This window comes from Capnocytophaga catalasegens, assembly GCF_026005215.1.
Lineage (GTDB): Bacteria > Bacteroidota > Bacteroidia > Flavobacteriales > Flavobacteriaceae > Capnocytophaga > Capnocytophaga catalasegens.
Window position 1 is genome coordinate 25,718 of sequence record NZ_BPMA01000066.1, and the last position, 9,647, is coordinate 35,364.

12 protein-coding genes are annotated in these 9,647 nt (G+C 34.4%); 2 read left to right on the forward strand and 10 right to left on the reverse strand.

What is annotated here, in order from left to right:
• Positions 1 to 43 precede the first annotated feature (43 nt).
• The 3 genes from OO775_RS13185 to OO775_RS13195 form a co-directional block, all read right to left on the reverse strand.
• Complete coding sequence (locus tag OO775_RS13185; protein ID WP_264847697.1) at positions 44 to 1,540, reverse strand: polysaccharide deacetylase family protein; 1,497 nt, start codon at positions 1,538 to 1,540, stop codon at positions 44 to 46.
• Between the two features lie 133 nt (positions 1,541 to 1,673).
• Complete coding sequence (locus tag OO775_RS13190; protein WP_264847698.1) at positions 1,674 to 1,943, reverse strand: hypothetical protein; 270 nt, start codon at positions 1,941 to 1,943, stop codon at positions 1,674 to 1,676.
• 182 nt (positions 1,944 to 2,125) lie between these two features.
• Positions 2,126 to 3,487, reverse strand: coding sequence for an MATE family efflux transporter (locus tag OO775_RS13195; protein WP_264847699.1), 1,362 nt, complete (start codon positions 3,485 to 3,487; stop codon positions 2,126 to 2,128).
• 154 nt (positions 3,488 to 3,641) lie between these two features.
• Here OO775_RS13195 and OO775_RS13200 point away from each other — a divergent pair, with 154 nt between their 5' ends.
• Both OO775_RS13200 and OO775_RS13205 read left to right on the forward strand, forming a co-directional pair.
• Positions 3,642 to 3,971 (forward strand): DMT family transporter, encoded by a 330-nt coding sequence (locus OO775_RS13200; RefSeq protein ID WP_264847700.1) that lies wholly within the window; start codon positions 3,642 to 3,644, stop codon positions 3,969 to 3,971.
• 64 nt (positions 3,972 to 4,035) lie between these two features.
• On the forward strand, positions 4,036 to 4,443 hold the full coding sequence (locus OO775_RS13205; protein ID WP_264847701.1) for a hypothetical protein: 408 nt from the start codon (positions 4,036 to 4,038) through the stop codon (positions 4,441 to 4,443).
• A gap of 146 nt (positions 4,444 to 4,589) precedes the next feature.
• Here OO775_RS13205 and OO775_RS13210 read toward each other — a convergent pair whose 3' ends face one another.
• From OO775_RS13210 to OO775_RS13240, 7 genes are all read right to left on the reverse strand, one after another.
• Positions 4,590 to 5,099, reverse strand: a complete 510-nt coding sequence (locus tag OO775_RS13210) for a MarR family winged helix-turn-helix transcriptional regulator (RefSeq protein WP_264847702.1) — start codon at positions 5,097 to 5,099, stop codon at positions 4,590 to 4,592.
• Complete coding sequence (locus tag OO775_RS13215; protein ID WP_264847703.1) at positions 5,099 to 5,515, reverse strand: EVE domain-containing protein; 417 nt, start codon at positions 5,513 to 5,515, stop codon at positions 5,099 to 5,101. The genes OO775_RS13210 and OO775_RS13215 overlap by 1 nt, the downstream gene beginning before the upstream one ends.
• Positions 5,512 to 5,931, reverse strand: coding sequence for an SRPBCC family protein (locus OO775_RS13220; protein ID WP_264847704.1), 420 nt, complete (start codon positions 5,929 to 5,931; stop codon positions 5,512 to 5,514). Before OO775_RS13220 ends, OO775_RS13215 begins: the two co-directional genes overlap by 4 nt.
• A gap of 260 nt (positions 5,932 to 6,191) precedes the next feature.
• Positions 6,192 to 7,028, reverse strand: a complete 837-nt coding sequence (locus OO775_RS13225; protein ID WP_264847705.1) for a CPBP family intramembrane glutamic endopeptidase — start codon at positions 7,026 to 7,028, stop codon at positions 6,192 to 6,194.
• Positions 7,029 to 7,087: 59 nt separating this feature from the next.
• Positions 7,088 to 7,798 (reverse strand): hypothetical protein, encoded by a 711-nt coding sequence (locus OO775_RS13230; RefSeq protein ID WP_264847706.1) that lies wholly within the window; start codon positions 7,796 to 7,798, stop codon positions 7,088 to 7,090.
• Positions 7,799 to 7,813: 15 nt separating this feature from the next.
• Positions 7,814 to 8,539, reverse strand: coding sequence for a nitroreductase family protein (locus tag OO775_RS13235; protein WP_264847707.1), 726 nt, complete (start codon positions 8,537 to 8,539; stop codon positions 7,814 to 7,816).
• A gap of 22 nt (positions 8,540 to 8,561) precedes the next feature.
• A complete protein-coding gene (locus OO775_RS13240; RefSeq protein ID WP_264847708.1) occupies positions 8,562 to 9,086 on the reverse strand; it encodes a TetR/AcrR family transcriptional regulator in 525 nt (174 codons plus the stop codon).
• Positions 9,087 to 9,647 lie beyond the last annotated feature (561 nt).

Here is a 9,647-nt window from a genome sequence, read left to right on the forward strand (position 1 = left end):
AACGCCCCAATTAAGGAGCGTTTTTGGTTATCTCTATTTGAAATTATTTTCCATTAGAGTATTCCTCACCATTTTTCATTTTTTTATGACGAAACAAATCGTCTAATGAAACTATATGGTAGCCTTTTGCTTTTAATTGCTTGATAGCCTTAGGAATTGCTTCCACGGTGGACTTATGTATATCGTGTGCCAAGATGATTCCTTGTGGTGAAGCCTTTGACATTTCAGAAGCCACTTTATCAGCATCGCGGTATTTCCAATCTAAGGGGTCAATATTCCACATAATTACAGGTCTTTCAACCATTGCTAAATTGGCTTTGTTACGAGCTCCATAAGGAAAACGGAAATATTTAGGTTTTTCACCTGCTATTTTTTCAATAATTTGGTCGGTGAGTTGGATTTGTTTTATTGCTTCTTGATCAGAAATTTTACGAAAATCTTTATGATCATACGAATGATTTCCGATATTGTGTCCTTCCTCTATCATTCTTTTGATAGTATTTTTCTGAACAGAAGCCGATTTTCCCAATACAAAAAAGGTAGCTTTTACATTTTCTTCTTTTAATATATCTAAAAGTTGAGATGTATATACCGATGGTCCATCATCAAAAGTAAGAGCTACACACGGAACTTTTGAACAATCAACCTCAGAGTTTGAGGTGCTTATATTGTTTGTAATTGGTTGTTCTACGGTGTCTTTCTTTTCAAATAGATGTAAAAAACGTTCGTTAATGTATTTTTGAATAATATCTTTTGGAATTTTTACAAGAAATTCACCCATATAACCACTGGCAATTTGATATTTATCAAAGATAATGTGCCAATTTCCTTCTTCGTCAAAGAATAAAGCATCATAATTTTTATCGGTGGGCAATGTCCCTTCTACTAAGGTTTCTTCTACTGATTCCAAGACTTGTTTACGCTCTTGGTCATTGGCATAGCTTGTATCATTTTTAACAAAATTTCTTATTGCCTCACGAGCAAGATCTCTGATTTTGGAAATAAGACCTTCAAAATTTTCAGGCTCTTTCAATAAATCTTTAGTTGTGAGCTTTTTTTGTTTTTTTAAATCAAAGATGGAAGCAATATTTCTGTTGTCGTAATTATTTCCATAAGAAACATTTTGAGTATATAGAAAAACTAAAAAGTCTTCATTATGAAATTTTACATCAAAATGCTGATTAAAATCAAGATTTGAATTGTTGTCTTCTGTTTGATATTTTTTCAATTCTGATTTAAATTCGTTTACTAATTCTTCTGTAAATTTTCTTTCAGTTTGATTTACAAAATCATAAGGAGTGATAGGAAATGAGGCTATTAAATGACTTTTATTAGGGTCATTGCCTATGTTTATGGTATATACCTGAATCTCATCGTCAATATTTTTAAGCGTATTTGTTTCAGGGAGTTCTAGAATTTCATAAGAAATAACATTTTCCAATGTATTTTCAGAAGAAATTTCGTTGTTTTTTAAATTATTTTGCTTACAACTCGTCACCATTCCCGAAATAAGTGCAAGATAGATTACTTTTTTTTTCATATCAATTTAAATGAATATTTTGGGGCAAATTTACAAGTTTTTAGACACAATAACAAATAAACTAATACGGTGAGTATAAATTTGCTTATCAATCTAGATTATCTACTAAAACAAAAAATGCTCCTTTTAGGTTTTACTTTTTATCTTCGATTCCAAATTCTCGCCAACCTGCTTGTGGTACAGCGATTTTTACGATTTTCTTCGCCTCGCTGAGCATCATTGTTAGCTCTTTCATTTTTTCATCAAGTGCTTCGGTTTTGGTTTTTAGATCGGCTTTTAGGCGTTCTTGCTCATCGTTTAGGGCGATGGCTTCGGTGCGTGTGCGTTCCAATTTTTGAATAAAATCAGAATCAATTCCTCTTTTGGCAACTTCTGTGGCTTGATTAGTAAGTCCTGTTGCCATTACTTGCGCTCGGGAAATGGTTTCCGCATAGCTTTTTTTGGTTTTGAATTGCTCATATAGTTATAGTTTTAAAAATTAAACAATGATTTTAGTGTAAATTTTTAATATGTAGGGACAAGGCACACCTTGTCCGTACGAGTATATTCCCCCAATGTTTAGGAAAATTAAAGTGAATAAAAAAATCAATGGGTTGTATTGTTTTTCAATCTTTGTCTGACTTTCCAAAACAATGCAAAAGAAACCAATAGGGTCAATCCTTCGGCAAGTGGAATGCTCGTCCAAACGCCATTGATTCCCATAAATTTAGGCAGAATGGAAACGCCTACCATCACAAATACAATACCGCGAAGTGCCGCAATAATCACCGAATTTTTAGCATCGCCCAAAGAAGTGAAAAAACTTGTTATCAGCACGTTAAAACCACTCATCAAGAACACAAAAGCGTAAATATGCAAACCTTCATTGGCTATTTCTATGACTTTGCTATTCTCATTGCCACTGAAAAACAATCTGATAACCGATTTTCCAAAACATTGTAATAGCACAAAAACGACAACGCCAATCGTAGCATTGACCAAGGCTGTAAAACGAAAAATGTTCAGCACACGAGGGTAATTTTTTGCTCCGTAATTGTAACTCAACACGGGGATAAGTCCGTCCGAAATCCCCAAAAAGATAAGCACTCCTGTAAAATTGATGTAGTTAATGGCTGTAAAAGCAGCCACCCCATCGGCTCCTAATAGCTTTACAACCGCCAAATTGACTACAAAAATAGTAACTGCTGATGACATTTCGGAAACACCCTCCGAAGAACCATTGTAAAACGCATTTCCAAAAGTCTTCCATTGGAAACGCCCTTTGAGCATTGATAATTTTTGCTTCGGATTAAATGTAATGAGTGCCGAAACGCCCAAACCAATACAAAAGGCAATTCCTGTAGCTACACTTGCCCCCATTACGCCCCAATGAAGTACTTTTACGAAATAAATACTCAGTAAAATATTGAGAATGACAATAGAACTCATTATCACCATTGATGTTTTAGGATGTCCCAAACCTTTGAGCATTGCATCTGAATAAAAGCATAAAGTGATAGGCAACATAAATATTGCCAAACCTTTAAGGTAAGCCAAAGCGTGAGGTACTAAGGTGTCATTTGCCCCTAAAAGGCGTACGAAATCTTCCATAAAAGCATACAAAACCACTGACAAAATTAGGGCAATAACGGTAAGTGCATAAAAACCCGTAGTCATTGCATTTTGAGATTTTTCTACATTGTTTTCGCCCATACCAAGGCTTACAAGTGTCTGACTTCCCATACCCACAATGAGCGAAATCACCATTATAAAACTATAAAGCGGCAAGACGATATTTACCCCAGCCAAAGCATCAGACCCTAAGGCTTTGCCTACCACAATACCATCTACAAGATTTTGAAAACCAAAAAACAAGACGGTTATCACACTCGGAAGAGCATATTTAAAAAATAGCGTTCGGATAGGACTTTGTTCCAAAAGCGTTCTATTGTCCAAATTGCTTTTCATAAGAAAATAATTAAAATTTTTGCAAAGGTATAAAAAATATAAAAGTTGTAAAACTTACTGAAAATCTTTACTTTTGTTGCAGTTTTTTGCTATTCCTTTTGAAATAGTGATATATGTTTTTAGGAACCTTTATTCATCACAAAAACGATAAACTATGAAGTATCTTTTTTTAGCCTTAGCTATTATTTTTGAAGTCATTGGTACTAGCTTTTTGAACAAATCCGAAGGGTTTACCAAACTCGTACCTACACTTATCACCATAGTGGCGTTTGGGGTATGTTTTTTCTTTCTTTCTCAGGCGTTGAAAGAAATTCCACTGGGGATAGTTTATGCGATATGGTCGGGGGTAGGATTGGTACTCACAGCTCTGATTTCGTATTTTATTTTTAAACAGAAATTGGATTTACCTGCGTTTATAGGTATCGGACTTATCTTGGTGGGGGTTGTGGTGATGAATGTTTTTTCAAAATCCACAGGACATTAAGCTTAGTTTTTTACTTTAGTATGATTTTAAAACCACTTAAAATCAATGTTTTATATTGAAAAATATGTCTGAAAATAAAAAAGCTAAAATCAATTTTGATGCGATTATTGATAAGTTGGTAGGCAGTGATTTGAGCGGTGTATCGGTGAATTTGAGTGAAAGTGAGAAAAAATTCTTGCGAGAAAATCCACAATTGCTCAAGAAAATCAATAGCACGAGTTTTATCAAAAAACGCTATATCTTTTTCCTTATCGCGTTGAGTTTGTTTTTTATGGTGATTTCCAAAATCATAGAACACACTCAAATATTGCAAAATCACCCAATTTGGGACGACCTTTTGGGCAATGTGGCATTTTCCATCACTTCTGAAATATTCGGTGCGGCACTAATGGCGTACATTCTGGAATTGCTCCTCGAACAACGAATGAAGAAAAACCAACAGTTAGCAGAAGAACTTGAAAAACAGGAATAAAAAAATCAATCTCTTTTTGAAGTTTGCAATGCTATAAAGTTCTGTTATTGTTTACTTTACAGATTTTTTGGTGAAAGTGAATAGGAGCAAACCCTAATTCTTTAATCTTTATATTAAACCAAAAACGCCTCTTGGTTGGGCGTTTTTCATTGTATGTTTTTTAAATTCATCCGTGGGTTACGATGTTGTTCTTTGATTGTGCGATTCTTTTGTGATTTTAGTTTTAATAATATGTTTAAGAGTTCATTGAATAAAAATTGCTTTTCACTGAGTTTTCCAAAAAAACGCTTGTCAAACTCTTCCACTTCAAAAATTGCTTTTTTGATGCAGTCCACACCTTTATTTGTAATTTCTACTACCTTAGCTCGTGTGTCGGTTTTGTGTTCTTTTCGTATTATGAAAGTTTTCTTTTCTAAATTTCTAACGATTTGAGATGTAGTCATTGGGTCAATCTGTGTGAAGTTTGACAATGAAATCTGTGTAGCTTCTTCTTTTTTCAAAGAGAACCAGTAAATACTTGCCAAAATCATAAATTGCGGATGTGTTAAACTTAAAGGTTGTAGTATTTTCTTAATTTCTCTTTGCCACAAATTCGTTACTTGTAAAAGCAAAAGACCAGAGCTGTCTTCGGGTGTTGATTGGAATATATTATTCATTATTCTAACATTTTTGAAGCAATTAAATTAAAATCATTTTCTTTAATTTCTAAAATTCCGTATCGGAAAGGATAACCCCAACTCTTTTTATTTGTTATAAAATCTAATAAATCAATGAGCTCTAAAATAGAAATATCTTTATTTTTAAAGAACTCAATATTTCTCCGGTACGGACAAAAAGTTTCTGTCATCTGAAACGGATACACTTCATTATCAGCAACTTTTCCAATAGCCGTGAATTTCTGATAAGGCTCGGATTTGCCAAAAGTTAATTTTGACGAATAATAAATCACAAAATCACCCTTTTTCATTCGTTTTAATGGACTTGCTTTTCCGTGACAAGCCTGGGCAAAACCTCCCTCCACGCCCTTTTGGGTATGGTCTTTACTGGCTACAATAATCCAATATCGGGTCATAAGTTTTTAGCGTGTTTGATTTGATTTTCAATATCTTTCGGCAGATTTTTTACAATATCATTGGCTACAAGTTTTATCCAAAGTTTTGATAACAATCCTTTTACGCTCATTGTTATGGTGATTTTTAGTCCATTGGGAGTTTCTTCGTACAAATGTTCTCCGTACATTTTTGCCAGAGGAAATCGGGTTAAGTCAGTGAATTTCCTAAAAGGTTCTAATTCTATAATTTCCATTTTCACTTTGGGAGCTTTTTTAGGTTTTAGGATGAAGAAACTTCCCACTTTCAATTCGCCCAACAATTTTGAGTATTCTATGGAAGTCTTCCAGCGATTCCAATTATCAATATCTGTAAACAATTGCCAGATTTGCTCTTTTGTAATTTCGTGGGTAACTACCGAATACGACTTTGTCCACATATTTTATTCTATTTAAAAATTCGGGACAAAGATAATAATAAATATGTATATAATAAGCATACTTATAATAATATTTTTATTTAAGGAGTCAATAAAATTGATATTATTATCTTAGATTTAAAATTAGATTTATGGTCAAAACTATTAAAAGCAGAAGAAATTGACGATAATTATTTGATTTTCAGAACTAAAAATTTCCCACTCAATTCGTGGGTTACGATGTTGTTCTTTGATTGTGCGATTCTTTTATGATTTTAGTTTTACAATTTATTATGAATATTCTTTCGTATTCTTCTTAAATACAATCCTATTGCCAGATAAATCATTAGCGGAATGAGTCCGAAACTTGGGGAAATCAGCCAATTGTATTCTGTTGGAATTTTTACAAATCCTTCCGAAATGAGGGGATTTAAGGCGTCTTCCATCGTGTGCATCAAAATGACCAACCAAAGCGAACGCGAAAGGAAAAAGATTTCGGTGTACATAATCGTCCAAATGCCAATCACAAAAAAGCCGATTATGACGAACAACACATCGCCATAAGGGAAAAATTTTGCAACATAAACATCGTCCAAGAGTATCAAATAGTACGGCAGATGCCAGATTTGCCACACCAAAGCCACAACCAAATATATCAACCATTCGTTTTTGGTAAGTTGCTCCATTTTTAGGGTGAGATAGCCTCGCCAAACCGATTCTTCAAAGATGTTTTTGATAAATTCGGGTAGAAAAGCGGTTGCCAATATCGGTAAATAGGCTATAAAACTAAACTTGCCCACATCTGCCCAACCCAACAATTTCCCAACAAATAGCGTTATGCCAATAACCACAGGATAAACCGCAACGGAAAACAGATACCAACGGGCATTTTGTTTGAAATTAGGTCTGAGCGGAAGGTCTTTCCAGCCATCTCCACCGAAAGAACGAAGCAAAAGCATACACAAAAGTGGCGTAGCGATAAAAATCAACGCTCCGAGCGATTCCAAATTGGAAGGCTGACCAAGTAACTTATCCACCCCGACACCTACCCAACCGCAAGTGATAGCCACCAAGCTGAATAGGGCAACATTTCTGAAAGTTTTTGATTTGGTGTTCATATTGTTAAAATTGAATTATTCTAAAAGTAAATCAACCGATAAAGGTATTTTTTATATTTTTATTTCTTTAAAAGCTTGTTTTTCAGTTCTTCACTGCGTTTTCGCCCTGCCTCATGGTTAGGATCTAATGCAATAGCCTTATCTAAATAATTGATTGCCTGTGTCCTATATCTTTCACCTTGATGTTGTTTTGCCCAAGCCCAATAGACAAAACTCATCACTTTCCAATTCGCAAACTTTGGATTTTCAGTATTTTTATCAATGATAGATTGGAAATCTTTCTTTGCTAATTTTCTTTTTGTAAAATAGAAAAAAGGAAGATTTTCTGCTACGCTACCACGCATAAATTCAGGAAGATAGTGAATTTTTCCGTATTTATGTATAGCTTGGTCAAAGAGCTGAAAAGATTTTCCAATAAGTCCCAATTTCTTTTTCTCGGAAGCTACAAGCGACAATGCGGAAGCCCGATACGACAGGATAAAAGGCTGTAATTCAGGTTCAGTTTTCTCAACAAATTCAGTCAAAATGTCATAGCTCTTTTGTGCAAATCCTTTAAATTCTTTGGAAAAAAATCCCAAGTTGAGAGCAACTTCGTGGTAAATAATTCCCAATCGAATCTTATTGAATTCGGTTGGTTTTTTGTTAAAATCCGATTCCACTTCTGCGAGTTTTTGTTTAAGAAGTTCGGTATCTATGAACTCCATTACATCATCTAACTGAGCTTCAAACTCTTTTACTTTTTTAAAATCAAGCATTTGTAAATTATTCATTGTTGTAAATACATTTTAAATACGATGATATTGCTCCTCGAAAGGCACACGGAAGCGGTTGCCCCAAACGCCTTTTTCCGAACGAATACCGCAAGCAACTACCATATTTATATCGCTACCTGATGGAAGATTCAATATTTTTTTTATTTGACCATTATCAAAACCTTCCATTGGGCAAGTATCATAACCTTTTTCAGCCATTGCTATCATAAAAGTTTGTGCCACAAGTCCACAACTTTTATGGACAACTACTCTCATATCGGATTCTGAAACTTGTTTTGCCATTGGACGAAAGAAACTAACAATAGAAAATATTATTTTGCGAAACAATCCGAATAACCCAAAACATCTACGATAAACGAATGGTAGATATTGCCCATAATACCACTGGTTTATTTTCAGAATTTGTTCTCGTTGCTTGGTATCAGGAATATATTGTATACCTTGTTTTGCAACCTCCAAAATAGTCTTCGCTCTTTTTTTATACAAATCTTGTCGTGTAACAAATATTACCATTTGCTGAGCAGTGATTGCTGCACTTTGCGAGACGCAGGCTTTGGCGAGGCGTTTGAGCATTTTGGGGTCGGTGATGTGGTAGGCTTCCCAGAGCTGCATATTGGAGCTGGTCGGAGTGAGTTGAGCCTCTTTTAGGCAGTTTTTAACTACTTCGGGGTCAATAGATTTTGCAGTATCAAAATCGCGAACTGCTCTTCTAAATTCTAATATTTCTTTCAAGTTCATAAATATGTTTTTTTAAATTGAATTATTCCAAAATTTCTAAAATCTTTTCTTCATCATAAACAAACATTCCCGTAGCTACCAACGAGGCGATTCCGTGTGCCAGCATCCACGCTTTGGCAACGAAGTTGTTTATCCCTTTGTAAGACATTTTTTGGTACTCTTCGCTGTTTTTCATTATCTCCACAACTTCTTGATGTTCAACAAAAATATCGGTCATTTCCACCTGCATAATATTATCCATATAGAAAGCCTTGAACAGAGCGGGTTCAGCGTGAGCCATACGCACATACCCCAGCCCCAAGTCTAAAAACGGATTGCCTGTTTTTTTGTATTCGTATATGGTGTTTTTCAATAGTTGAAGGGCTTTTTGGCAGATTTCAGCTTTAAGTTCGTCCATATTTTTGTATGTCCAATAAATGGGCTGCGTGGAACAACCGATTTGTTTAGCAATGTTTCGGGCAGAAAGCACCGCAAAGCCTTCTTTTCGCACCATTTCAAAGGCTGTTTCAATGATTATTTCTTTAGTAATTGTCGTCTGTTTTGGCATAAAATTATTTTATAACATATATTATATAATAATCGTTATATTTTGTTGCAAAAGTAATATGTTTTTTTGAACAGACAAAATATTGAAAAGGAAAATGTTTAGACAAGTAATTTTATCGGAAATTTACTTCCAAAAAGAAGGTATATTCTGATTATTATTTTATCATTATTTTTGCGGTTTTATTACAAAAATCACAATTGGAGTTTCCGTAGGATTTCCGTGAGGTTGCCCCAATAAAATCGTATTACGAATATTTTAATTTTTTAAGTATTTTTCTCAATAAATGAAAATATCTATCGCTAACCTTTTTCAAAAGAATAGAAACAAAAGAGCGAATATAAAGAATCCCCTTTTTGTTTTTTACAAATCTATTTTTTTCCTACTTTTGCGGTTCTTAGGCTTTTACAATGGAACACAAAGTTTTACAGACCTATCGAGAGGCGGTGCAGTTGCAATGTCCGAAGTTGGACAATGAAGCATTGGACTATTTTATGTCGAAACTGACCGTGAGTGAGCTCAATGCCAAAGCCTTTTACATTGAGGCAAACCAACCGCAAACCC